Source organism: Pseudoalteromonas sp. McH1-7, from assembly GCF_013366255.1.
Lineage (GTDB): Bacteria > Pseudomonadota > Gammaproteobacteria > Enterobacterales > Alteromonadaceae > Pseudoalteromonas > Pseudoalteromonas peptidolytica.
This window is the reverse complement of the sequence record NZ_JABWPQ010000015.1, coordinates 1-24,834: the sequence shown is the minus strand read 5'-3', so window position 1 is coordinate 24,834 and position 24,834 is coordinate 1. Positions and strand designations below refer to the sequence as shown.

Annotated in this window: 19 protein-coding genes and 1 tRNA gene; 19 read left to right on the top strand and 1 reads right to left on the bottom strand. The window is 42.9% G+C overall.

Features of this window, described 5'->3' with window-relative positions:
• Positions 1-30 precede the first annotated feature (30 nt).
• On the bottom strand, positions 31-810 hold the full coding sequence (locus tag HUZ36_RS11895) for a delta-class carbonic anhydrase (protein WP_176032953.1): 780 nt from the start codon (positions 808-810) through the stop codon (positions 31-33).
• Between the two features lie 354 nt (positions 811-1,164).
• Here HUZ36_RS11895 and HUZ36_RS11890 point away from each other — a divergent pair.
• The 19 genes from HUZ36_RS11890 to HUZ36_RS11800 all read left to right on the top strand — a co-directional run bounded on the left by HUZ36_RS11890 (position 1,165) and on the right by HUZ36_RS11800 (position 24,495).
• A tRNA-Met gene (locus tag HUZ36_RS11890) sits at positions 1,165-1,241 on the top strand.
• A gap of 268 nt (positions 1,242-1,509) precedes the next feature.
• Complete coding sequence (gene rimP / locus HUZ36_RS11885; RefSeq protein WP_099642059.1) at positions 1,510-1,965, top strand: ribosome maturation factor RimP; 456 nt, start codon at positions 1,510-1,512, stop codon at positions 1,963-1,965.
• A 39-nt stretch (positions 1,966-2,004) separates the two neighbouring features.
• Positions 2,005-3,504, top strand: coding sequence for a transcription termination factor NusA (gene nusA / locus HUZ36_RS11880; protein WP_125252185.1), 1,500 nt, complete (start codon positions 2,005-2,007; stop codon positions 3,502-3,504).
• Positions 3,505-3,529: 25 nt separating this feature from the next.
• Positions 3,530-6,214, top strand: a complete 2,685-nt coding sequence (gene infB / locus HUZ36_RS11875; protein WP_125252184.1) for a translation initiation factor IF-2 — start codon at positions 3,530-3,532, stop codon at positions 6,212-6,214.
• An 82-nt stretch (positions 6,215-6,296) separates the two neighbouring features.
• Positions 6,297-6,701: a 30S ribosome-binding factor RbfA gene (gene rbfA, locus HUZ36_RS11870; RefSeq protein ID WP_128732041.1), complete on the top strand. Its 405-nt coding sequence runs from the start codon at positions 6,297-6,299 to the stop codon at positions 6,699-6,701.
• Positions 6,701-7,645 carry a tRNA pseudouridine(55) synthase TruB gene (gene truB, locus HUZ36_RS11865; protein WP_128732040.1) on the top strand — a complete coding sequence of 315 codons (945 nt, stop codon included), beginning with the start codon at positions 6,701-6,703 and terminating at the stop codon, positions 7,643-7,645. The genes rbfA and truB overlap by 1 nt, the downstream gene beginning before the upstream one ends.
• A 109-nt stretch (positions 7,646-7,754) precedes the next feature.
• Positions 7,755-8,024: a 30S ribosomal protein S15 gene (gene rpsO / locus HUZ36_RS11860; RefSeq protein ID WP_125252181.1), complete on the top strand. Its 270-nt coding sequence runs from the start codon at positions 7,755-7,757 to the stop codon at positions 8,022-8,024.
• Between the two features lie 225 nt (positions 8,025-8,249).
• Entirely contained in the window at positions 8,250-10,376 is a 2,127-nt protein-coding gene (gene pnp / locus HUZ36_RS11855; RefSeq protein ID WP_176032952.1) for a polyribonucleotide nucleotidyltransferase, read from the top strand.
• Positions 10,377-10,986: 610 nt separating this feature from the next.
• Positions 10,987-11,874 carry a lipoprotein NlpI gene (gene nlpI / locus HUZ36_RS11850; RefSeq protein ID WP_176032951.1) on the top strand — a complete coding sequence of 296 codons (888 nt, stop codon included), beginning with the start codon at positions 10,987-10,989 and terminating at the stop codon, positions 11,872-11,874.
• Positions 11,852-12,979: a hypothetical protein gene (locus HUZ36_RS11845; protein ID WP_176032950.1), complete on the top strand. Its 1,128-nt coding sequence runs from the start codon at positions 11,852-11,854 to the stop codon at positions 12,977-12,979. The genes nlpI and HUZ36_RS11845 overlap by 23 nt, the downstream gene beginning before the upstream one ends.
• Positions 12,980-13,182: 203 nt before the next feature.
• Complete coding sequence (locus HUZ36_RS11840; RefSeq protein WP_125252177.1) at positions 13,183-15,975, top strand: monovalent cation/H+ antiporter subunit A; 2,793 nt, start codon at positions 13,183-13,185, stop codon at positions 15,973-15,975.
• Complete coding sequence (locus HUZ36_RS11835) at positions 15,975-16,316, top strand: Na+/H+ antiporter subunit C (RefSeq protein WP_125252176.1); 342 nt, start codon at positions 15,975-15,977, stop codon at positions 16,314-16,316. The genes HUZ36_RS11840 and HUZ36_RS11835 overlap by 1 nt, the downstream gene beginning before the upstream one ends.
• Entirely contained in the window at positions 16,313-17,827 is a 1,515-nt protein-coding gene (locus HUZ36_RS11830; protein ID WP_176032949.1) for a monovalent cation/H+ antiporter subunit D, read from the top strand. The genes HUZ36_RS11835 and HUZ36_RS11830 overlap by 4 nt, the downstream gene beginning before the upstream one ends.
• Positions 17,828-18,364: a Na+/H+ antiporter subunit E gene (locus HUZ36_RS11825; RefSeq protein WP_125252174.1), complete on the top strand. Its 537-nt coding sequence runs from the start codon at positions 17,828-17,830 to the stop codon at positions 18,362-18,364.
• Positions 18,358-18,627, top strand: coding sequence for a K+/H+ antiporter subunit F (locus tag HUZ36_RS11820; RefSeq protein ID WP_010370838.1), 270 nt, complete (start codon positions 18,358-18,360; stop codon positions 18,625-18,627). The genes HUZ36_RS11825 and HUZ36_RS11820 overlap by 7 nt, the downstream gene beginning before the upstream one ends.
• 13 nt (positions 18,628-18,640) lie before the next feature.
• Positions 18,641-18,967 carry a Na+/H+ antiporter subunit G gene (locus tag HUZ36_RS11815; RefSeq protein WP_128732073.1) on the top strand — a complete coding sequence of 109 codons (327 nt, stop codon included), beginning with the start codon at positions 18,641-18,643 and terminating at the stop codon, positions 18,965-18,967.
• 454 nt (positions 18,968-19,421) lie between these two features.
• Complete coding sequence (locus HUZ36_RS11810) at positions 19,422-21,536, top strand: methyl-accepting chemotaxis protein (RefSeq protein WP_176032948.1); 2,115 nt, start codon at positions 19,422-19,424, stop codon at positions 21,534-21,536.
• Between the two features lie 101 nt (positions 21,537-21,637).
• Positions 21,638-23,560: a DNA topoisomerase III gene (locus HUZ36_RS11805; protein WP_176032947.1), complete on the top strand. Its 1,923-nt coding sequence runs from the start codon at positions 21,638-21,640 to the stop codon at positions 23,558-23,560.
• A 77-nt stretch (positions 23,561-23,637) separates the two neighbouring features.
• Positions 23,638-24,495, top strand: a complete 858-nt coding sequence (locus tag HUZ36_RS11800) for a tetratricopeptide repeat protein (protein ID WP_125252170.1) — start codon at positions 23,638-23,640, stop codon at positions 24,493-24,495.
• Positions 24,496-24,834 lie beyond the last annotated feature (339 nt).

Genomic DNA, 24,834 nt, shown 5'->3' with positions numbered 1-24,834 from the left:
AGCCACTGAGCAACCTAAGTATATTAGCTTCTATTGCTTGATGGGTGATAGCAGCTTAGGATCGGTGACTAATTTTCGTACCCCATGGGCATGATCTTCATCAAAAGCGTTGTCTTCACACCAACGTGCAAGGCTATTGATGTCAACTTTGGCACAACTAGGGCGTACGCTCCAGCTCACTTGTAATGGTGAACATTGCTGGTTGTTGTAGCTAGGGCCTGTTGTGGAACCCAAAAATTCAACTGGAGTGCCAGTATTGGTTGGCAATGCGCCCGCTTGATGGTAGCCATTAACTTGGCCTTGGTAATCTAATTTAGTAAAGTCCTGCGCATTCTTATCGTTAACGACTAAAAAGACTTGTGTCTCTACACGTAAGTCAGGGTTTGCACAACTATCATTAAGACAAGCCCCGAGGGTTGGCCCTGGTTTTACATCACATGAACTGTGCACCCAGTGTACTTCTATCGTATCCCCTGGTTTGACGTTGTTACATACTTTTCCTTCAACCGGCGCTAACTCTGCCGCACTAAGGCTGGTTGTTGCATTACATTGAAAGCCTCCGTATTTTGGGTCATTAGACGCTATCGAAAAATCTTTCGCTTTGTGTTCTGCATTTTTATGGAAATGGATATTGCAGAGGTTTAGCTCCTCTTTTGGCGGTGCTAAAGAGAAAACGCGTTTGTTATCACCTTTAACACTGTCTATATCTCTGGGGGTTTGCGGGCCTGCTGATTCACACTGAGCTGCAAATACTTCTAAGCTCAAGATAGACAGCGCTGTCAATGTGCTGGATTTTATGGCCATTCTCATTGGTTTTTCCTTTATTTTATGATTTCATTGTCCCTAATTATGGATCAAATATGTCATTTTTGTTACATAAAATATGTCAAAACTGAACTGGACGGATGAGTTGATAGGGCCTGAAAGGTTATTTGTGCTACGTATGCGGATAATAAGGTGTGGCAGACGCAGATAGTTATAAATCAAGGTTGCTATCTAAGTGTACAGTCTCTATAATACGCAGCATATTTAAGCGATCGCATCGAGTCTTTTACTTTTCGGTATGATTGCTAGCATTATGGTAATTTTTATATATCCTAAAGCTAATATAGGCGTTTCTAAGCCACTTCTTTAAAATAGAAGTAAAACAATTTTATGTGTTGGCGCGGGATGGAGCAGCCTGGTAGCTCGTCGGGCTCATAACCCGAAGGTCGTCGGTTCAAATCCGGCTCCCGCAACCAAGTTAAAGATTGAGTTCTTTGATTTCGCGCATTCTTTGTAATGCGCGTTTTGCGTTTAAACATCTGCATTTTTGTAAGTAGGTGGTTAATGTGGCTGAGATAGCTCGCAAACCAAGCACGGCCTTTGGCCACACAGTTTGTTATTCGTGTGACGCCCCGCTTGGTTCGGGGCGTTGTTGTATCTGGCGCAAGGTGTATGCTGAGCCCATGATCAAGCAGCTATGATTTGGGGCTTTAAGCCCTTTTTTTGTTTGTATGGAGGAGTTCTGTGTCAAAACTCGAGCAAGATTTGACTGAAATGTTGGAGCCAGCAGTTGCTGCATGTGGCTTTGAATTACTCGGTCTTGAGTTTGTGCAAGCTGGTCGTCATTCTACACTTCGTGTGTATATCGATCATGAAAACGGCATTAACGTTGACGATTGTGCTGAGGTTAGCCGTCAAGTTAGTGCAATTTTAGATGTCGAAGACCCGATTACGAACGAATACAGTTTGGAAGTATCTTCTCCTGGTGTTGACAGACCATTATTCAAACAAGCTCACTATGAGGCAGCAGTGGGAGAAGAAGTACGCTTGCGTACAAAGCTTCCGCAAGAAGGTCGCCGTAATTTTAAAGGCGACTTAGTAGCAGTTAATGGCGATATGATCACGTTGAAAGTTGATAACCAAGATTTTATCTTGATGTTAAGCAATATTGAACGTGCCAATATCATCGCAAAATTCTAACTTTGAGTGCGAAGGAAAAGGGCAAGCGAGGCATTACCTATGGCAAAAGAAATATTGTTGGTGGCAGAAGCTGTTTCCAATGAAAAAGCAGTCCCAAGAGAAAAGATTTTTGAAGCATTAGAGTTCGCACTAGCGACAGCAACAAAAAAGAAGCACGACGGTGAAATCGAAGTGCGTGTTTCAATCGACCGAAAAACAGGTGAATACGATACTTTCCGTCGTTGGCGAGTCGTTGAACCTCAAGAAGATGGGTCTCTAGAGAACCCATATGCGGAAATTACGTTTGAAGCGGCGCAGGTTGACGAGCCTGAAATTCAGCTAGGTGACTTTGTTGAAGAGCAAATAGAGTCAATCAAGTTTGACCGTATTACAACTCAGATGGCAAAGCAGGTTATCGTACAAAAGGTACGTGAAGCTGAACGTGCACTTGTTGTTGATGCTTATAAAGATCAAAAAGGTGAGCTTGTAACGGGTGTTGTGAAAAAAGCAACACGTGATGCAATTGTTATCGACCTAGGTAACAACGCAGAAGCGGTAATTTATCGCGAGGATATGTTACCACGCGAAAGTTTCCGCCCAGGCGACCGTGTACGCGGTCTATTATATGAAGTGAAGCCTGAAGCGCGTGGTGCGCAGTTATTTGTGACACGCTCTAAGCCAGAAATGTTGATGGAATTATTCCGCATTGAGGTTCCAGAAATTGGCGAGGAAATGATTGAACTCAGAGGTGCAGCTCGAGACCCTGGCTCTCGCGCTAAAATCGCTGTAAAATCAAACGACAAACGCATTGACCCAGTTGGAGCGTGTGTCGGTATGCGTGGTGCTCGTGTACAAGCCGTTTCTTCAGAGCTTGGTGGTGAGCGTGTTGATATCGTGCTGTACGATGATAATCCTGCACAGTTTGTTATCAATGCAATGGCACCAGCTGAAGTTGCTTCAATCGTAATGGATGAAGATACACGCACCATGGAAATTGCTGTAGAAGCAGACAACTTAGCACAAGCAATTGGTCGTAATGGTCAAAACGTTCGTTTAGCAAGCCAGCTTACAGGCTGGGAACTAAACGTAATGACAGTGGAAGAGATGGAGCGCAAGAGCGCAGAAGAGTCAGATAAACTGGTTAATCTATTCACTGAAAATCTAGACATCGATGATGATTTTGCGGCGCTACTGATCAATGAAGGCTTCTCTTCACTAGAAGAAGTGGCTTATGTACCAGTCGCTGAGTTTTTAGAAATTGATGGTCTGGATGAAGATACCGTAGAAGAGCTACGTAGTCGTGCGAAAGATGCGCTGACCACAAAAGCGCTTCGCGATGAAGAAAGCTTAGAAAATGCAGAACCTGCAGAAGACCTACTTGCATTGGAAGGACTTGAGCGCCACACCGCTTTTGTTTTTGCTAGCAAAGGCATAGTTACACTTGAAGACCTTGCTGAGCAGGGTATTGATGACTTAGTTGAAATTTCTGAGTTATCTGAAGAGCAAGCTGGTGAGTTGATCATGGCTGCACGTAACATTTGCTGGTTCAGCGAAGAGTAATTTATTAACGGAGGTAACATCACGTATGGCAGAAGTGAGCATTAACAAACTAGCCGAGAGTATTGGTACAACTGTTGATAAATTACTACAACAGTTAAAAGATGCAGGGATCACCAAAGCCGAGGGCGACCAAGTTACTGAATCCGAAAAGGCGACGTTGCTTGATCACTTGAGCAAGCAACACGGTGGCACTGGTTCAACCGGTCCTGAGCGTATGACTCTACAGCGTAAGAGTAAAAGCACATTGAGTGTTAACTCGTCTGGTAAAGCAAAGTCTGTATCTGTAGAAGTCCGTAAGAAGCGCACTTACGTTAAAAAGAGCGCAATCGAGCAGCAAAAAGAGCAAGAACGCTTAGCTGCAGAGGAAGCTGCGCGCAAAGAAGCAGAGTTAATGGCTCAGCAACAAGCAGAGCAACAGGCCAAAGAAGAAGCGGAGCGCAACGCGCGCGAAGAAGCGGAACGCAAGGCCAACGAGGAAGCCGAGCGCAAAGCTAAAGAAGAGGCGAAGCGAAAAGCGGATGCTGAACGTCAAGCCAAAGATAAGCAGAGTAAAGAAGTGGATAGCGCGCAACAAATTAAAGAACGTCAAGAAGCTGAACGTCTACGTCAAGAAGCAGAAGCAGCAGCCCTGAAAAAGGCAGAAGAGGAAGCAAAACGTCAAGCAGAAGAAGCTCGTCGTTTAGCTGAGGAAAATGAAGCTCGTTGGAAAGCGGAAGAAGAGGAACGTCTTCGCCGCGAAGAAAGCGCAGATCACCACCTGACAACTTCAACTTACGCACGTGAAGCGGAAGATGAGTCTGATGCACGCGAAGAAAAGAGCGCACGTCGTAAGAAGAAGAAAAAGTCAGCAAAAGATGAAGCCGCTGAAGCAAATGCTAAAAAGCTCAAAGGCAAAAAAGGCCGCTTGAAAGCGCCTACATCATTGCAACACGGCTTCCAAAAGCCAGCTGCAGAAGTGAAGCAGGAAGTTCGTATCAGTGAAACAATCACGGTAGCAGAGCTTGCATCTCGCATGGCAGTTAAAGGCGCCGAAGTTGTTAAAACAATGATGAAGATGGGTGACATGGTTACGATTAACCAAGTGATCGATCAAGAAACGGCGCAGCTAGTTGCTGAAGAAATGGGTCACAAAGTTGTTCTAGTAAAAGAGAATGAGCTAGAGGAAAAAGTACTAAGTGACCGTAACGAAGAAGGTTCTCTTGAACCTCGTGCGCCAGTAGTAACGGTGATGGGTCACGTTGACCACGGTAAAACGTCAACACTTGACTATATCCGTAAAGCGAAAGTTGCAGACGGTGAGGCTGGCGGTATCACGCAGCACATCGGTGCATACCACGTTGAGACAGACAGTGGCATGGTTACTTTCCTTGATACTCCTGGACATGCGGCGTTTACGTCAATGCGTGCTCGTGGTGCGAAAGCGACAGATATCGTTGTACTTGTTGTTGCAGCGGACGATGGTGTAATGCCTCAGACGAAAGAAGCGGTACAACACGCAAAAGCTGCGGAAGTACCTCTAATCGTTGCTGTAAACAAGATGGATAAAGAAGGTATTGACCCTGACCGCGTTAAGAATGAGCTAGCTCAGCTAGATGTTATCCCAGAAGACTGGGGTGGCGAAACTCAGTTTGTTCATATCTCAGCGAAAACAGGTCTTGGTATTGATGACTTACTTGAAGCTATCTTGATGCAGTCTGAGCTACTAGAGCTACAAGCATCTAAAGAAGGTATGGCATCGGGTGTGGTAATTGAATCTCGTCTTGATAAAGGTCGTGGTCCAGTTGCTTCAGTACTGGTTCAATCTGGTACCTTAAATCAAGGTGATATTGTACTGTGTGGTCTAGAGTATGGCCGCGTTCGTGCAATGCGCGACGAAAATGGTAAAGAAATCAAGACTGCTGGTCCTTCAATCCCTGTAGAGATTCTAGGCTTATCAGGTGTTCCTGCGGCTGGTGATGAAGCAACGGTAGTTCGTGATGAGCGTAAAGCACGTGAAGTAGCGCTATACCGTCAAGGTAAATTCCGTGAAGTGAAGCTTGCTCGTCAGCAAAAAGCGAAGCTAGAGAACATGTTCTCTAACATGACTGAAGGCGATGTATCTGAAGTTAATATCGTTCTTAAGGCAGACGTTCAGGGTTCAATTGAAGCAATCGCTGATTCATTGACTAAACTGTCTACAGATGAAGTGAAAGTGAAGATTGTAGGTTCTGGTGTTGGTGGTATTACTGAAACTGACGCAACCCTTGCAGCGGCTTCAAATGCTATTATCGTCGGCTTTAACGTGCGTGCAGATGCGTCTGCTCGTAAGGTCATTGAAGCTGAGAGCCTAGATCTACGTTACTACAGCGTTATCTACAGCCTAATCGAAGAAGTGAAACAAGCAATGACAGGTATGCTTGCACCTGAATTTAAGCAGGAGATCATTGGTCTTGCTGAAGTTCGTGATGTGTTCAAGTCACCTAAGATCGGTGCTGTTGCAGGTTGTATGGTAACTGAAGGTGTAGTTAAACGTAGCGCACCAATCCGTGTACTTCGTGATAACGTAGTTATTTATGAAGGTGAACTTGAGTCACTACGTCGCTTTAAAGATGACGTTTCTGAGGTTCGTAGCGGTATGGAATGTGGTATCGGTGTTAAGAACTACAACGACGTTAAAGTCGGTGACCAAATCGAAGTATTTGAAACTGTACAGGTAGAGCGTACGCTTTAATTGTAAGTTATTAAAATACTTGAGATGGGGGCACTAGCCCCCATTTGTGATCTCATAGATTTTGAAATTTTAAGTGGTGAAAATGAGAGAATTTTCTCGTACAGATCGCGTCGCACAGCAGATTCAAAAAGAAATTGCGGTGATATTACAACGCGAAATTAAAGATCCAAGACTGGGCATGGTAACAGTATCAGCTGTTGAAGTATCCCGTGACCTGTCCTATGCAAAAGTATTTATTACTGTATTAAATACCAATGATGAAGACAAAACGAAACAAAGCGTTGCGATTTTGAATGAAGCAACTGGTTATATTCGTTCACTGTTAGGCAAGCGTATTCGTGCTCGTATTATGCCGGAACTGAAATTCGTTATCGATAACTCGTTAATGGAAGGTATGCGTATTTCTAACTTGGTTGACTCTGTGATCAGAGAAGACAACGCAAAGCGTGGTCCGGAGTCTGGAGATAAAGACCAAGAGGAAGAATAATGGCGCGTCGCACCAAAGGCCGTGCGATTGACGGCATCCTGTTATTAAATAAACCGCAAGGCATTTCCTCCAATAAAGCGTTACAGCAAGCGAAGGGCATTTTCTTTGCACAAAAAGCGGGTCACACCGGCGCTTTGGATCCTTTGGCAACCGGTATGTTGCCAATTTGCTTTGGTGAAGCAACTAAGTTCACTCAGTTTTTACTAGATACCGATAAAACGTATGTAGTGAGAGCACAATTGGGGGAACGCACAACGACATCAGATTCTGATGGTGAGATTGTTGAAACGCGGCCAGTGGACATAACGCTTGAACAGCTAGAACGAGAGATTGCCAGTTTCTTGGGGGAATCTGATCAGTACCCTTCAATGTATTCGGCGCTCAAATATCAGGGCCAACCGCTATACAAATACGCCCGAGAAGGTATTGAAGTTCCGCGAAAATGCCGCAAGATTAATGTCTATCGCTTTACGTTAGATGAATACGACGAGCAAACTCAACAAATCCAAATGACAGTACATGTCTCTAAAGGCACTTATATTCGTACTATTGTCGATGATTTAGGAGAAAAGCTTGGGTGTGGTGCCCATGTGATTATGCTGCATCGCAGCGAGGTTGGTCATTATCCTAGTGATAAAATGATTACTTTAGTTGAGTTGGAAGCCTTACTTGAGAAAGCTAGAGCACAAGAGGTAGCACCTTCAACCTATTTGGATGAATTATTACTGCCAATGGATACGGCTTTGGTTGATCTGCCGGTTGTTGATATTACCGCTGAACAAGGTATTGCTTTTGGTCACGGACAAACGGTTACAGTCGCTAACTTACCTGATGGCATTGTAAAAGTAGTTGCCGATGGTAAATTTGTTGGCATTGGTGAGCGCAATCCACAAGGGTTATTGAAAGCAAAACGGGCGCTGTCTTCGGCTCAAACAGAATCATAGTAACATTTCCCCTATGCAATGGAAGTTTATACTGATATAATCCGCCAGCTTCCGCTTTGGCTGAATTAGTGATCGGCTAAAGCATTACTAAACTTATTTTGGAGTTATTATGTCACTAAGCAATCAAGAAAAAGCAGAAATCGTAGCAAAGTTCGCACGTGCAGAAGGTGATACAGGTTCACCAGAAGTACAAGTTGCACTTCTAACTGCTGACATCAACAAGCTACAAGGTCACTTCGCTAACCACAAGCAAGATTTCCACTCACGTCGTGGTCTTCTACGTAAAGTTAGCCAGCGTCGTAACCTTCTTGATTACCTAAAAGGTAAGAACGTTGAGCGTTATGCTGCACTAATCAAAGAGCTTGGCCTACGTCGCTAATATTTTTGATTTCTTGTTGGAAATTTGTCCAACAGCAAAAAAGGGGCTAATTAGCCCCTTTTTTTGTGGCTGTTCTATCAGTATACTTACAGCCGTTTAAAAATACTTTTAAACAAGCGTCAATTGGTCTGCCAATTGTAGTGCTTAAATAAATTATGATGAGTTTATTTAAGACTGTGATTGGTCCCTGTTGACGTTGAAAAACAATTTAGTAAGGAAAATATTGTGCAAGCAATTATTAAAGAATTTCAACTAGGTCAACACACGGTGACTCTAGAGACAGGTGCTATCGCGCGTCAAGCTGACGGCGCAGTACTTGCAAGCATTGGCGATACTTCAGTACTTGTTACTGTAGTTGGTAAAAGAGAAGCAGCACCGGGTCAAGACTTTTTCCCGCTGACTGTTAACTACCAAGAAAAAATGTATGCTGCGGGTCGTATCCCTGGTGGTTTCTTAAAGCGTGAAGGTCGTCCTTCAGACGGTGAGACATTAACTGCTCGTCTTATCGACCGTCCAATTCGTCCTCTATTCCCAGATGGCTTCGTGAACGAAGTTCAGGTTATCGCGACAGTGGTTTCTGTAAACCCTGAAATTCAACCAGATATCGTTGCGTTAATTGGTACGTCGGCGGCACTTGCTATCTCGGGTATTCCATTTAATGGTCCTCTAGGTGCAGCGCGCGTTGGTTTCATCGACGGTCAATATGTACTAAACCCAACTCTTAAAGAGCTAGAGACAAGTAAGCTTGACTTGGTTGTTGCTGGTACTGAAAACGCAGTATTAATGGTTGAATCAGAAGCTGAAGTACTGACTGAAGAAGAAATGCTTGGCGCTGTGGTTTATGGCCACGAGCAATCACAAGCTATCATTAAAGCAATCGAAGAGTTCCGTGCTGAAGCTGGTAAAGCTGCATGGGATTGGGCTGCACCAGAAAAAGACCTAACACTTACCGAAAAAGTTGCGGCTATCGCTGAACAAAAAGTAGGTGATGCTTACCGTATTACTGACAAAGTTGCACGTAAAGAAGCACTTTCTGAAGCAAAAGCAGAAGTTATTGAAAAACTAGGCGCTGAAGTTGCTGAAGGCGAGTCACTAGATGAGCAAGTGGTAGGTAAAGAATTCAGCTCACTTGAGAAGAAAATTGTACGTAGCCGCATCATCGCTGGCGAAAAACGTATCGACGGTCGTGAACCAGACATGGTTCGTGCACTAGACGTAATGACAGGTGTACTGCCACGTACTCACGGTTCTGCAATCTTTACTCGTGGTGAAACTCAAGCACTTGTAACAGCAACTCTTGGTACTGAGCGTGACGCGCAGATGCTAGATGACCTAACAGGTACTCACAAGCATCACTTCATGCTGCACTATAATTTCCCTCCATTCTGTGTAGGTGAAACGGGTTTTGTAGGCTCTCCTAAGCGTCGCGAAATCGGCCACGGTAATCTAGCTAAGCGTGGTATTGCGGCAGTGATGCCAACTCTAGCTGAATTCCCATATTCAGTACGTGTAGTATCTGAGATCACTGAATCAAACGGTTCATCTTCAATGGCATCAGTATGTGGTACTTCACTTGCGCTGATGAATGCGGGTGTTCCAGTTAAAGCGTCAGTTGCTGGTATCGCGATGGGCCTAGTAAAAGAAGGCGAAGATTTCGTTGTACTTTCTGACATCCTTGGTGACGAAGATCACTTAGGTGATATGGACTTTAAAGTAGCGGGTACAGCAAATGGTGTAACTGCACTACAAATGGATATCAAGATTGAAGGTATCACCAAAGAAATCATGCAAATCGCACTTCGCCAAGCGAAAGCGGCTCGACTACACATCCTGGGTGTGATGGATCAAGCGATTGCTGCGCCTTCAGAAGAGTTATCTGAATTTGCTCCACGTATCTACACGATGAAGATCCCAGCGAAGAAGATTGCTGAAGTTATCGGTAAAGGTGGTGCGACAATTCGTCAGCTTACTGAAGAAACAGACACAACGATTGAAATTGAAGACGACGGTACAATCAAGATCGCTGCAACGAATGGTAATAGCGCAAAAGCAGCTATCTCACGTATCGAAGCCCTTACAGCTGAACTTGAAGTAGGTACGCTTTACACTGGTAAAGTTATCCGTATCGTTGACTTTGGCGCCTTCGTTAATGTACTTCCTGGCAAAGATGGCTTAGTACACATCTCACAGATCAGCACAGAGCGTGTAAATAACGTGTCTGATCACTTAACTGTAGGCCAAGAAGTAAAAGTTAAGGTATTAGAGGTAGACCGTCAAGGTCGTGTACGTTTAAGTATCAAAGAAGCACTAGAGTCTAACGCTGAGCAGCCAAAAGAAGAAGGCGCAGAGTAATTTAAACATTACTTTTTACGTAGATTAGAAGTGGAAAGGGGCTGAATGGCCCCTTTTTTATGCGCAGATGATGTTAACAGCGTTAAAAAATTCTTATTTAGAACAACTAAATAGCAAAATCTTTGCCTACTGATTGACGAGATTTTCTCGCCTCAAGATAGACCTCTTAATTAAGATCATAGGTATAATAATGAGTGCACCTTGCCGGTATAAGTGGTGGTAACGATGTTATCGACATGGCTCTTGCACCTCAAAATAGCTCACTTAATTAAGCAAATTAATATAAAATAATGAAACAAAACAGACTTTACCTAGTCTATAGAGGTTACAGCTAAATCGTATAATAGGTAATATTGGTGATTTAGTAATGCTATTTTGCTTAATACTCGCTCATTTTGAGAGAGCTTACGTCAGCAGAGTAAAAGGAGCTTTTAGTGAGTAATTAGGTTGCAACGCTATTGCTTTTTTATGTGGTCAAAGATAGTTTGGCGTTGGCTGAGTTGGGAAGCGGTTTTATTGGCAATATTTTATCGCTTTAAAATATAAAATTTAATTAAGCAAACCGATATAGCAACTCTAAACGGGCGAATGCCATTGAATGAGGAAGGAAATGAAGTTAGCGAATATAGTTGTGCCATTGATGCTATTAGGGCTGGTTGGATGTAAAAGCACACCGACAGAGGCCACTAAAAACATTGTAAATGTTCCGCTTGCAGTACCACTTCAGGCAAATTTTCGAAATGAAATTGCCATTGCTCGATTCAACGAGCTACTGTTACAGCCTGATATGGCGGTAGAACAGCGTGCTCAGCTACTTTATAACAGGGGTATGCTATACGATAGCATAGGGTTACAGACACTTGCGCGTATCGATTTTAACCGTGCGGTGCAACTTAAACCTGACTTGGCTGAGGTGTATAACTTTTTGGGCATCCACCAGACGTTAGAGCAAAACTATGGTCGTGCCTACGAAATGTTTGATGCCGTGTTGGAGCTTGATGAACAGCATGAGTACGCCTACCTGAATCGAGGTATTGCACTATATTATGGCGAAAGACCAGCATTAGCAGTACAAGACTTTAAGGCATTTTTAGCACGGGCGCCCAAAGACGCATATCGGATAATGTGGTTGTACTTAGCTCAGTCTCAAGTGGATCCCGAGCTTGCAAAACAAACATTGTCGGCGAATAGCGAGTCACTGGATCCAAATGAATGGTCTTCTCAACTCGTGGAGCTTTATCTAGGCACCTTGTCTGAGCCACAGTTTTTGGCGCAAATTGCTGAAGGTGTAAGTACACAAGAAGAATACGCACAACGTTTATGTGAGGCCTATTTTTATTTGGCAAAGCAAGCTCAGGCGACAGGAGATACCGCTTCAGCCATTAATTATTTCAAACTTGCGCTTGCGACTAATGTTTTTGAGTTTGTTGAGCATAAATATGCTCGTTTAGAGCTTGACTTGCTTGCTCGCTTAGATGAAGAACAAGACGCTAGTTAACTTTCTTCTATCAACAATTTTATTAGGGCTGCTTGTTTCTAGCAGCCCTAACTTTGCACACCTGTCGCCTGAGCAGCAATCTGGCCTCATAGTGGCGAATCCCACCAGCTACTTTCAGATTGCCCCAAAGTTCAAGCTCGCACCAGAACATGCAACGGATAAATTACTCAACACAATCGCGAGATTGCAGCAGCCTAATTGGGAATTTGAGCGTCTTAAAAGAATACTTGATGCTAGTCAAATGATTAAAGCGGAGCTTTTTCTGTTAGATGCTTGGGGGCGTTTTAGTCAAACACAACGACAGGCACTGCTGCACGACATCGTGAAGCAGGGGGCTTTTGACACATTACAAGCGCTGTCGACTCGTTACACATTGAGCGAGGAATTTACTACTTTGCTGCAAGTTTGGCGCGGTAAGCCAGTTAGCTCATTTTCACAAAGTGCACTTTTAGCGCCATTTCAACTAAGTTCTCAAATGCAATGGGGATCACAATCTTGCCAGTTTACGTTAGCACTTATTGCCAGTGATCTTAAGGGGCTGCATCATCTGCAGGTGCTAAAGCGTGCTTTCGAGCTAAGGCCAGAGCCAAAGAGGGGAGTATATTGCCTATCAAGACCGATTTATGTTGCTGAAAAGTTAAACTGCGAGAAATACCGCGGCTTTGCGACATGTAAATTGCAAAATAGCGATACTTTTGCACATTATGACCATCTGGTATTAATGGCTCGTGATGGTTTAGCTAATGTACGTCATCACACGATGACTTTAACGCCTGATAGTACCTATAACACGTTTATTCATGAGCTGATGCACTTTAGCGGTTTTGAGGATGAATACCCTGTCGCCACTGAAAAGGCAAAATGGTTATGCGCCAATTCAGGCCATAAGGCACCAAATCTTTACGTTGGTGAACAAGCACCAAACAATTGGGTGCCCAGTCGCACGTGCGAGCATGGTAAATTGCCGTCATACAAGCCATCTAAAGTACATTCTTTACTTGAATATCAATCAATCAAATTAAATGAAACCTACCGCAAGAAATGGCTCTTAGTGCTGAATTCACAGCGTTCCATAGATAACTTAGCGGTTAATTCTGCCGAATAATTTTGAATTTATTCTGAATAGTTTGTTAAGGTTGTCTAAAATAGCATCAGCTAGAAAGTGAAACCCTAGACAACTCAAACACTAATCAAGTATAACAGGGTTCATGTACGTGTGGTGAACGTGTACCGATTGCTCCAACTTGGAGGGCGCATCAGCATGTTAACCGAAACGAGCCATAACGACGCAAATAAAAGGTTTCATCTATGACTTTATTTTGGATACCATTGCTATCCTTAATTGGCAGTTTTATCTCTGCATTCACGGGAAAGCTCTCTCGTAATCAGTCAACTGCTATAACCTTAGTAGCGCCAGCATTGGCACTTTTACTCGCTATTGACCATGCGCCTGCTGTTTTTGCAGGAGAAACTATTCGATCGACATTCGAATGGGTTCCGCTTCTCGATATCAACATTGCCTTCAGACTCGATGGCTTGGCACTGTTGTTTGTCTTTATGATCTTAGGTATTGGTATGCTGGTTATCTTTTATGCCAGATATTACCTAAGCGCCAACGACTCAATGCCCAAGCTGTATGCTTATCTGATGCTCTTTATGACAGCTATGCTTGGTATTGTAATGTCCAATAATGTGTTGCAGTTGTGGCTCTTTTGGGAGCTTACCAGTATTAGCTCATTTTTACTTATTAGCTATTGGTGGCATAAATCTGAAGCGCGTAAGGGTGCGAAGATGGCACTGGCGATTACTGGCGGCGGCGGATTAGCACTGCTTGCGGGCCTTATGCTCATCGGTGATATTGTTGGAAGCTATAACCTTGATGTTATCTTGTCCAGCAGAGAGCTTATTCAATCACATGCTTTGTATGAAGTTGCTTTGATCCTTGTGTTACTCGGTGCGTTCACAAAATCAGCGCAGTTCCCATTTCACTTTTGGTTGCCACACGCGATGGCTGCGCCAACACCTGTCAGTGCCTATTTACATTCTGCAACTATGGTAAAAGCTGGTATATTCTTACTAGCACGTTTTTATCCTGCGCTAGCGGGTACAGAGCTGTGGTTTATTCTCGTAGGCTTAACTGGCTTAGCAACGCTGCTCGTTGGTGCCTATATTGCGTTATTTAAACATGATCTAAAAGGCCTTCTGGCGTTTTCAACGATTAGCCACCTGGGCTTAATCACTTTGTTGCTCGGCTTAGACACTGAGCTTGCAACAGTTGCAGCGGTATTCCACATCATTAATCACGCGACATTTAAAGCATCGCTATTTATGGCTACCGGAATCATCGATCACGAGACTGGTACTCGTGATATGCGTAAGCTCAATGGTATGTGGCGATTTATGCCATATACTGCGACGTTGGCGATGGTTGCGGCATCGGCTATGGCGGGAGTTCCTTTATTGAATGGCTTCCTATCCAAAGAGATGTTCTTTGCTGAAACGTTACATCAGCAATTGCTTGGTTCAATGTCTTGGTTGATACCTATCTTGGCGACAGTTGCGGGTGCGTTTTCGGTAGCATATTCAGCACGGTTTATTCACGATGTTTTCTTTAACGGTGAACCTATTGACTTACCAAAAGAGCCACATGAAGCGCCAAGGTATATGCGTTTTCCTATCGAAATACTTGTGGCATTGTGCTTGATTGTTGGTATGTTCCCAAATTTTGTTGTGGACGGAATGTTGAAAACGGCATCAAGTGCTGTACTTGGCGAAGCCGCGCCTGTGTTTGAGATTGCAATCTGGCATGGTTTTAATCTGCCTTTATTAATGAGTGGTTTAGCTGTTTGCGGTGGCTTATTCATTTACACACAACGTAAATATCTATTTCAATTCCAAGCTTCACTGCCACCGATGAATGCCAAAAAAGTCTTTGAGCGTACCATGTACAATATTGTTTCATGGAGCCGTGCACGCATCAACGCAATTGAAAATGGCTCACTTCAGCGTTACTTAATGCTGATGTTCATTGTAGTGCTAGTAAGTGCTGGTTGGCCATTATTTGAAATGTCGCAGCTGGTTGGAAATATGGAGCCAACGCCCATTGATGTTCACAATGCGATTGGTGCAGGGTTATTAATGATTGGTGCGATAGGAACCGTGATTTGGCACCGTACTCGTATGGTCGCACTATTAATGATTTCTGTCGTTGGTTTAATGGTATCGGTTGCCTTTACGCGTTTCTCAGCTCCTGATCTAGCCTTAACTCAGTTAACAGTAGAGGTCGTAACTATAATTCTACTAATGCTGGCGTTATTCTTCTTACCACAAAGGACGCCAAAAGAGTCTAGCTCTATTCGGGTGTTACGTGATTTAGGGATAGCTTCAGCCATTGGTGTGATCATCGGGAGCATTAGTTATGCGTTGATCACAAGGCCTCTGGATAGTATTTCAGAGTTCTTTATCGCAAACGCGAAAGTAGGCGGTGGCGGTACGAATGTTGTTAACGTCATCTTAGTGGACTTCCGTGGTTTTGATACGCTGGGCGAAATTACAGTACTAGGTATCGCGGCACTTGGCATTTATAAATTGCTTATTAATCTTCCACTATTTATGCCTGGTAGCGATAGTGAGGGTAGGCCTTGGGCTAAAGAGAAGTATCCTTTATTGCTAGCAAGTATCTCACAAAGCCTATTGCCGCTTGCGTTACTTGTGTCGGTTTATATTTTCTTGCGTGGCCACAACCTGCCTGGTGGTGGATTTATCGCAGGGCTTGTTACCGCAATAGCCTTTATTTTGCAGTACATTGCACATGGCTCAAATTGGATAGCTGAGCGCTTTGATGTGAATTATCGAAAGATTATCGCAACGGGTATCGCTATTTCACTCGCAACTGGTGTGGGGAGTTGGTTCTTTGACCGCCCATTCTTAACATCTTGGTTTGATTATTTTGATATACCTCTGGTTGGTAAAACTGAACTTGCCAGCGCGATTGCGTTTGACCTCGGTGTTTACATAACAGTGGTTGGTGCAACATTAATGATTTTGGCAAGCCTAGGAAAAGTAACGGCAAATGCGCCTAAAGAAGAGGTGAATATATAATGGAATTGCTATACGCATCGTGCGTAGGCCTGTTAGTTGCCTGCGGCGTATTTTTAATTTTAAGAGCAAGAACATTCCCTGTGGTACTGGGCTTAACGATGTTGTCCTATGCCGTTAATTTATTCTTGTTTGCATCAGGCCGGTTAACATTAAATAAGGCAGCTGTGCTTGGTTACAGTAGTGATTATGCAGATCCATTACCACAAGCTTTAGTGCTTACGGCTATCGTTATCGGTTTTGCGATGACTGCGTTTGTAGTGATTTTAGCTATCCGTGGGCGTTCTGATTTGGGGAATGACCACGTCAATGGCATTGTTCCTGAGAAAAAGGGTAAAGCATGATCCAACATTTGACCTCTTTACCGGTATTATTGCCAATGCTAGCAGGGGTGATCCTGCTTATGCCTCCTTGTGGAAAAAATGTAGACATTAGACGTAAAGTTTCCGTAATTATGTCATTGGTTACATTTGCAGTATGCGTGTCGCTTTTACTGCATGTGGATCAGACTGGAATTCAAGTTTATGCAATAGGCAACTGGCAAGCCCCATTTGGTATCGTGTTAGTTGCAGATCAGCTCTCGGCTTTGTTGGTAAGTTTAACAGCGCTGCTTTGTTTCGTTTGCTCACTATATAGCTGTGCTGGAGATGATGAAAAGGGCAGCTTCTTCCATCCATTGCTGCATTTTTTAGTGATGGGCGTAAATGGTGCGTTTTTAACTGGTGACGCATTCAATTTATTCGTATTTTTTGAAATTTTGTTGATTGCTTCCTATGCCTTGCTGATGCATGGAGGCGACAAGCACAATACGCGCGCCTCGTTACAATATGTTATTCTAAATTTAGTTGGCTCTTCGGTATTTTTGATTGCCTTAGGCATTTTGTATGGTGTGCTGGGCACGCTTAACATGGCTGATATGGCATATAAAATCACTTTCTTGCAGGGCGATGATGTATATCTTGCAAAAATTGGCGGCCTTCTGCTACTTGTCGTATTTGCTCTCAAAGGTGCATTGTTACCGCTACATCTCTGGTTACCTAATACTTATGCCACGGCATTGCCGGTTGTTGCAGCACTGTTCGCCATAATGACAAAAGTGGGCGTATATTCGATGATGCGCGTTTATACCTTAGTATTTGGAGACCAGGCAGGTGAGTTAAGCCACATGGCGCAAGAGTGGCTGTGGTGGCTTGCATTAGCAACGATAATCATGGGTGGAATAGGTGTACTTGCAAGTCAAGATTTACGTAAATTGTCAGCGAATTTGGTAGTAGTGTCTGTCGGCACTTTGGTGGCATTAGTGGCGGTACAATCAGTAAATAGTAGCGCCGCCGCAATTTACTATCTGGTGCACTCAACCTTAGTGTCAGCAGCACTCTTTTTGATCGCCGATTTAATTGGCAAACAAAGAGGGAAAGTCGGAGATAGAATAACCGCTGGTCGTCCTGTATCTCAACCCATGTTGCTCGGTATCTTCTTTGCTATCGCAGCAATTACTGTTATCGGTATGCCACCATTATCAGGCTTCATCGGCAAAGTATGGATCTTAAAATCAACGCTTGAATCGAGTCACACTTACTGGTTCTGGGGAGTGTACTTGTTGGTCAGTTTGGCCGTCTTGGTCAGTGTCTCTAAAGCTGGTAGTACAGTGTTTTGGCATCATACAGGTAAAGCGGATACACATTCTGCTGAAAACGCGCATCCAGCGCAAATAGTCGCAGTGCTTGTACTTATCACTTGTGCTCCATTAATGGTCATTTTTGCTGGGTCGTTGACTGACTATGCACTCTCAGCAGCAAATTCTTTGCATGACTTTTCTAGCATGACAAATGCAGTGTTAAAAGGAGCGAAATAAATGCGATTAGAAGCTCGATTTAAATGGCTACCTACGCCGTTTCGCAGTTTGCTACTCTTTTTGGTGTGGCTATTGCTGAATAACAGTGTTTCAGCTGGACACATTATTTTGGGCACCATACTGGCGATAGTTATCCCGCTAATCACCTATCGCTTCAGAACAAAACAACCGTTAATAATAAGACCTTGGCGTGCAGTTACTCATTTGCTGCTGGTTTTATACGACATTATCACTGCAAATGTAGAAGTAGCGATAAAAATCTTAGGACCAACAAAAAAGTTACAGCCAGGCTTTGTATTAGTACCGCTTGACATTGACCAAGCGATGCCCATCACTATTTTAGCCAGCACGGTATCGTTAACGCCGGGTACCGTAAGCGCAGAAGTATATCCATGGCCTGAGTCGCTGGGAGATAAACAGCATTCAGAACGTAAGTACCTGTTGATACATGTACTTGATCTTAAAGATGAGCAGTTACTGATTGACACCATAAAATCGCGCTATGAAAAGCCTTTAAAGGAGATCTTTGAATGTTAGAAACGGTAATTCTCATTGTCTTCGCTATGATAGGTGTGTCTCTATTACTGAACCTTTGGCGGTTAGTTGTCGGGCCATCTATTCCCGATAGGATCTTGGCGCTTGATACAATGTATATCAATACAATTGCATTGATTATTTTGTACGGCATGAGTATGGGGACCGCACTTTACTTTGAAGCGGCCTTGCTGATTGCAATGTTGGGTTTTGTGAGCACAGTAGCTGTATGTAAATACTTGTTACGTGGCGACATTATTGAATAGGAGCGGCAACAGAATGTCAGAGTGGATTATTTCTATATTATTGTTACTTGGAGGTTCCTTTGTACTGGTCGGTTCAATTGGACTGGTGAAGATGCCTGACTTTTTTATGCGCCTTCATGGCCCGACAAAAGCAACAACGTTAGGGATGGCATGCTTACTAACCTCTGCAATGGTATATTTTAGTACAACATCGGATGGTATTAGTGTGAAAGAAATTCTAATTTCTATATTCTTGCTACTTACTGCCCCTATTTCAGGCTATATGTTGATAAAGTCGGCCATTCATCACAGATTACCTAGTAATGAAAAAACAACGGGTAAGGATAAAATAAAAAAGTAGTGCTTAGGCACTACTTTTAGCATCCACCAGCTTCTATCAATGGCATTTACTCCAAGAGACTGCTTGAAAAGGAGCCTCTTGGTCTAAATGCCATGGCGAGCATACTAAAATAAATTATCTTCTCTCCTTTGGCGTTGCGCTAAACTTTAGCAGTTTCAAATGTATCTTCTATTTACTAGTCAATACGTTACTTTCAAATAAGTAGTATTTTTAGCTGCATAATTCTCGGTGCGTTATTAATTTTTTGCTACAGTTAAACAAGACTTCATACTTGCCGATAAGAATACATATGGGTAACTTGTGGTTCAGGTAAAAATGTTCAATTCATTGCTTTTACAAAACTGGCGACTAGAAAGCTTTGATTGTGCGGCGCTCAGGTTAACTATTTTTATCAAGTTAAGAAGAATGTATGGTGCAATTTGTTTGCATGTAAACGCTGAAAATTGGGAATGTTATGAAACAAGCTTCAATTAAAAACAAACTCTTATTTTTTGTAACAGTATTAGTAACGAGTTTAGTTGTTATATTAGTGGCAACGATGTGGTTTCATCTAGCGGAGGAAAATGCAAAGCAGAGCAAAGGAGTTCAACAAGCAATATACGATGAAATTTCTCAAGGGTTGGTAGCAAAAGCCAACCAATATGGTCAAAGGGTATCAGGGTTTGTTAATGAAGCCTATAGAGTACCCTATACTTTGGCTGGGATATTGTCCCATACTTCCAAGGAAAACCCACTGAGTCGAGAGCAAGTTCAAGAAGTGGTATTTGGTGCACTAGAGCAAAATAGGTTCGTCTCTTCCATGTACGCACAATTTGAGCCGAACGGTTATGACGGTGATGATACTCGCTTTACGGAAGGCGCTTCACATTCAGTCGTTAAATCCGGAACATTGGAGCTTTATTTTACACAAGAATCTACAGGACCTGTGCAACAAAAAGTTGAGTCAGCTGAAGCAAAGTACCTTGATAACATCAACGAATTTGGTTTGCGTGAAGCTGAGTGGTATCTCTGTGCAAAAGATAAAGTGGCGCCATGTATCATGGAGCCATATTTATATGAAATATCAGCGGGCAATGAGATGCTAATGACCTCGCTTACAGTCCCTGTTGTTGTTAATCGTCAATTTAAAGGCTTGGTCGGCGTGGATGTTAATTTGCCTATTTTCCAGACGCTGGTTGACGAGCTATCTGAGTCGCTTTATTCGGGAGCAGCTAAAGTAACCTTGCTGAGTGATTTAGGTCTTGTGGTCGGATCCAGTCATTATGACAAGCTTGCACGTCCACTGGCCGAGTCAACAACTACCGAGCGCGCTGACGTTTTACAGTCGCTACACAAAGGATCTGGTATTGAAGATTTAGAGAATGACTTGGTTGTATCCGTGCCAATCAATATCAAGTTACCTAATACAACCTGGTCTTTGGTCATTGAATTACCAAAAGCGATAGCACTCGAGTCTGCTACTACTTTGCAAAGTCAATTAGAGGAGTCAGCTAACTCTGTAGGACGCTGGATGCTGACAATTGGAGTGGTGATCGCAGCAATAGGGATCGCGATTGCATTTGTATTGGTTAACACGATTATTGGTCCTTTGACTCATATTCAAAAACGGGTAGAGAACTTAGCATCTAGCGAGGGAGATCTAACGCACGAATTAGAAGTGAGCCATCATGCAGAGCTTATCGCATTAGCTCAAGGCTTTAATCGCTTTACCGAAAAGCTCAGAAATATGATTGATGATCTTAAAGGGCTTGCGGAGTCTTCTTATGAACAGTCTCATCGCACTACAGAAGCTGCTATTAATATCAAAAATAAAGTCGCGAATCAGCATTTAGAAATCGACAGCGTTGTAACCGCGATTAACGAATTAAGTGCGACAGCCTCAGAGGTCGCAAGGGCGTCCGAGAAGGCGGCAGCCAGTACTAACCAAGCGGCAGACCAAGTTCAACAAAGCGAGCAAAGCATTATTAAAACGACTGAAACCGTACAATCAATGGCGGATCAAGTTATTGATGCAAAACAAGCTGTGGTTAAAGTATCGGAACGTAGCGATGATATTTCAAAAATACTCGAAGTGATCAGAGCAATCGCTGAACAAACTAACTTGCTTGCTTTGAATGCGGCAATTGAAGCCGCGAGAGCAGGAGAGCAGGGGCGTGGCTTTGCGGTTGTTGCTGATGAAGTTAGAGCTTTGGCATCGAAAACTCAAGCGTCAACAGATGATATAAGTAAGCTTATAGATAACTTGCAAAGCGAAGTTGCAAATTCCGGTCGAATAATTGAAAGCTCTGTAAAATTAGGCGAAGACGCAGTGAGTTACTGCCAAGAGTCAGCGCGGTTAATGAGCACACTAGTAGGAGAGCTTACCAGCATTTCTAACGAAGTAACTCAGATAGCGACAGCAGCAGAGGAGCAAAGTATGGTTACGGAGGAAATTAACACAAATACCACAGGGATCTCAGATGCGGCGGCAGAGCTATCTCAATTTGCGGATGAAGTAGAGCTAGCTGCAAGTTCTATGACACAAATAGTTGAGCAAAAGCATAAGCAGTTGAACTTGTTGAGAACTTAAGTAAAGCTAATCGTGGAAGGTTGTAGCAGTCACTTGATAGTTATGGCCTTTCTCGAAAAAATTGATTATATTAACTGTATCTATATACAGTTAATATAATCATGAAACTATATATCGCTGAAAAACCTTCCTTAGGCAGAGCAATTGCAGATGTTTTGCCAAAACCTCACAAAAAACAAGATGGATACATAGAGCTTGCCAACGGTGACGTGGTTTCTTGGTGTATTGGCCACTTACTTGAGCAAGCTGAGCCTGAAGATTATGACGCTAAGTATAAAAAGTGGCAGTTTCATGATCTACCAATCATGCCAGCGCAATGGCAGTTTAAAGCAAAAGCTAAAACAAAAAAGCAGCTTACTACATTAAAACGATTACTCACAAAAGCTGACGAAATATATCATGCAGGAGATCCCGATAGAGAAGGGCAGTTGCTTGTAGACGAAGTATTTCAATACGTATCGCTGCCAGAGCAAAAAAGAGCAACGATTCAACGCTTGTTGATCAGTGACTTGAATCCACAAGCCGTGAAAAAGGCACTGGCCTCAACACGTTCCAACCAAGAATTTATCCCTTTAAGTGTGTCTGCGCTTGCAAGAGCTCGAGCCGATTGGCTCTTTGGTATGAATCTAACCAGAGCATTTACGTTGGCTGGGCAAAAAGCGGGTGTGAATACTGTTTTGTCGGTTGGCAGAGTGCAAACTCCGGTACTCGGCTTGGTTGTTAGAAGGGATCTCGAAATTGAGAGCTTTGTATCTAAACCCTTTTATGAAGTGATTGCACACATCAATAAACCGGATTGGGGAATTTTTGAAGCTAAGTGGGTGCCAAGTGAAGCATGTAAGCCTTATATGGATGAAGATGGACGTGTCTTGGTAAAAGCTTTGGCCGAAAATGTCGCTGCTCGGATCAATAAAAAGCAAGCAACGGTAAAGCAAGTTGAAACAAAACCCAAAAAGATAAATCCACCATTACCCTACAACCTTTCTTCTTTACAGATTGATGCAAATAAACGCTATGGTTTATCTGCTCAGCAAGTGCTAGATATTTGTCAAACACTCTATGAGAAACATAAACTGATCACATACCCCAGATCAGATAACCGTTATCTACCAAAAGAGCACTTTGCTGAAAGAGAGCAAGTGGTTTGCGCGGCAGAACATAATCAGGGGTTGGAAAGCAAATACGTTAAGTTAGCAGACATGAGCCAAAAAGGAGCGTGCTGGAATGATAAAAAAGTCGAAGCGCATCACGCGATCATTCCAACTACTAAAAAGCTTCGCAGTGCGCAGCTTGGTTATCAAGAACTGCAAGTTTATCAACTTATCTCGATACAATACTTAGCGCAATTCTTTCACCCATATCGCTACAATGAAACTCAGGTTGAATTAGAGATCGGTGGAGGCCAATTCAAAGCACAAGCCAAGCAAGTAATAGATAAAGGTTTTAAAGTTCTATATAGAAAACCAGAAACAGAGAAGGAAAGTCTTTTACCAGAGTTGCAAATAGGGGAGCCGCTACTATGTGACAAAGGAGAGGTGAAAGAAAAGCAAACTCAGCCGCCAAAACATTACACTGAAGCAAGTCTACTTGGTGCAATGACAGGCATTGCACGGTTTGTATCTGATCAATCAATTAAAAAGGTATTGAAAGATACGGATGGACTTGGAACAGAAGCAACTCGAGCTGGGATCATTGAGTTATTATTTAAAAGGCAGTTTCTGCGACGAGACGGTAAAACGATATACTCTACGGCGCTTGGCAAAGCATTTATTCAAACTTTACCAGAGTCGCTCTCATTACCAGATAGGACTGCGCTTTGGGAATCATTGCTTGGAAAGATTGCCAACAAAGAAACCTCCTATAACCAATTTATGCAGCCACTTCGTGACGAGCTGAGTGTTTTTATTAATAGTGCTCAGTCTATAAATATAACTGCGCTAAAAGAAGTACCGACAATGGCATTGAAAAAGCGCGGAGGAAAAAAGAGGAAATTTACTCGAAAGAGAAAGCCAAGCTCTACATAATTGTTTATGCTCGTAGTTGTAAATTCAGATATTGCCACTATATCAACCATATTAACTATTTATACAGATAACAGAGCATGAGCAATAAAATCCAACTTACCCCTGAAAATATTCAGCAAGTAATAACAGACCCAAACCCTGAGAAAGTGCTACTGTTGACATTTTATAGTGGCCAAAATCCCGAATGTGTTCAGCAGGACCAAATATTAGAGGGGATTGCTGCGACATATAGTGAGCATATCACGATTGGTGTTATTGATTGTGATGTTCAGCAAGCTCTAGCCTCTCAGCTTGCTCAACAAATTGGCTTACAAGCTTTACCTACCATCGTGGTTTTAAAAGGTGGAGCACCGGTCGATATGTTACCAGGTGTAAAAACTGAAGAAGAAATAAAAGAAGCGTTGTCGGCTCACTTACCATCGCCTGAACTAATATTACTAGACCAAGCTAAGCAATTTTTAGCAGAAGATGATCTAAACAATGCCTTTGTGTATGCGAAAAAAGCGTATGACATCGATAGTAGAAATACTCGAGTCAAATTGGTGTTTTCCGATATCTGCATACAAATTAAAAAATTTGATGAAGCGCAGGCTCTGTTAGATTCCATTAATGACGAAGAACGAGACCCTTATTACCACAATTTAGTTGCCAAACTAGCGCAAGCTACGGCAGCACAGGATTCACCAGAGGTAAGACGCCTAGAGCAAGCATTGGTGGCTGAACCAGAATCTTTGGACTTACGTTGCCAGTTAGCTCAAGCTCAGCTAGATGTAGGTAAAACAGAAGAGGCATTGGCAAGTTTACTGGTGGTACTTAAGAAAGACATGAACTTTGGTGAAGCAAAAAAGGGGTTTTTAGATATTATCGCTTCACTTCCAGATGGCGATAGTGTTGCTTCACAGTACCGTCGAAAACTATATAGCCTCCTGTACTAAAAAGCGAAGCTAATCGAGTCTTGAGATACAGCTGAAAAATTATTCAGTTGTATCTTGCATCCTAGCAAATTTGATCAATACTTATGATCCCTCTAAAGAAATGGGTGACAGTTTTATGAAGGAAACATTTCATTAGTATGGATTTTAATAGGTTTTGTGTGTTTTTTGTTCGAACGGCGGGTTTTTTGCAATTTTCTTTAAAAAAAGGGTTGCACTTAAATCGGATCTCCCTATAATGCGCATCCACCGACACGGGGAGCGGCGCTGAAAAGCAACGAGCCAACGAGTCGGGAGTCAAATAAAACTTGAGTTTGAATACTTCGAAAGAAAATCAAAATT

Excerpts from the sequence above, each read along its gene's own strand:
- HUZ36_RS11800 (WP_125252170.1), top strand. The coding sequence starts at position 23,638 with ATGAGCAATAAAATCCAACTTACCCCTGAAAATATTCAGCAAGTAATA.
- HUZ36_RS11815 (WP_128732073.1), top strand. The coding sequence starts at position 18,641 with ATGTCAGAGTGGATTATTTCTATATTATTGTTACTTGGAGGTTCCTTT.
- HUZ36_RS11835 (WP_125252176.1), top strand. The coding sequence starts at position 15,975 with ATGGAATTGCTATACGCATCGTGCGTAGGCCTGTTAGTTGCCTGCGGC.
- rpsO (WP_125252181.1), top strand. The coding sequence starts at position 7,755 with ATGTCACTAAGCAATCAAGAAAAAGCAGAAATCGTAGCAAAGTTCGCA.
- nusA (WP_125252185.1), top strand. The coding sequence starts at position 2,005 with ATGGCAAAAGAAATATTGTTGGTGGCAGAAGCTGTTTCCAATGAAAAA.
- rbfA (WP_128732041.1), top strand. The coding sequence starts at position 6,297 with ATGAGAGAATTTTCTCGTACAGATCGCGTCGCACAGCAGATTCAAAAA.
- HUZ36_RS11830 (WP_176032949.1), top strand. The coding sequence starts at position 16,313 with ATGATCCAACATTTGACCTCTTTACCGGTATTATTGCCAATGCTAGCA.
- HUZ36_RS11845 (WP_176032950.1), top strand. The coding sequence starts at position 11,852 with ATGAAGAACAAGACGCTAGTTAACTTTCTTCTATCAACAATTTTATTA.
- HUZ36_RS11840 (WP_125252177.1), top strand. The coding sequence starts at position 13,183 with ATGACTTTATTTTGGATACCATTGCTATCCTTAATTGGCAGTTTTATC.
- HUZ36_RS11895 (WP_176032953.1), bottom strand. The coding sequence starts at position 810 with ATGAGAATGGCCATAAAATCCAGCACATTGACAGCGCTGTCTATCTTG.
- infB (WP_125252184.1), top strand. The coding sequence starts at position 3,530 with ATGGCAGAAGTGAGCATTAACAAACTAGCCGAGAGTATTGGTACAACT.
- HUZ36_RS11805 (WP_176032947.1), top strand. The coding sequence starts at position 21,638 with ATGAAACTATATATCGCTGAAAAACCTTCCTTAGGCAGAGCAATTGCA.
- HUZ36_RS11810 (WP_176032948.1), top strand. The coding sequence starts at position 19,422 with ATGAAACAAGCTTCAATTAAAAACAAACTCTTATTTTTTGTAACAGTA.
- nlpI (WP_176032951.1), top strand. The coding sequence starts at position 10,987 with ATGAAGTTAGCGAATATAGTTGTGCCATTGATGCTATTAGGGCTGGTT.
- HUZ36_RS11825 (WP_125252174.1), top strand. The coding sequence starts at position 17,828 with ATGCGATTAGAAGCTCGATTTAAATGGCTACCTACGCCGTTTCGCAGT.
- truB (WP_128732040.1), top strand. The coding sequence starts at position 6,701 with ATGGCGCGTCGCACCAAAGGCCGTGCGATTGACGGCATCCTGTTATTA.
- HUZ36_RS11820 (WP_010370838.1), top strand. The coding sequence starts at position 18,358 with ATGTTAGAAACGGTAATTCTCATTGTCTTCGCTATGATAGGTGTGTCT.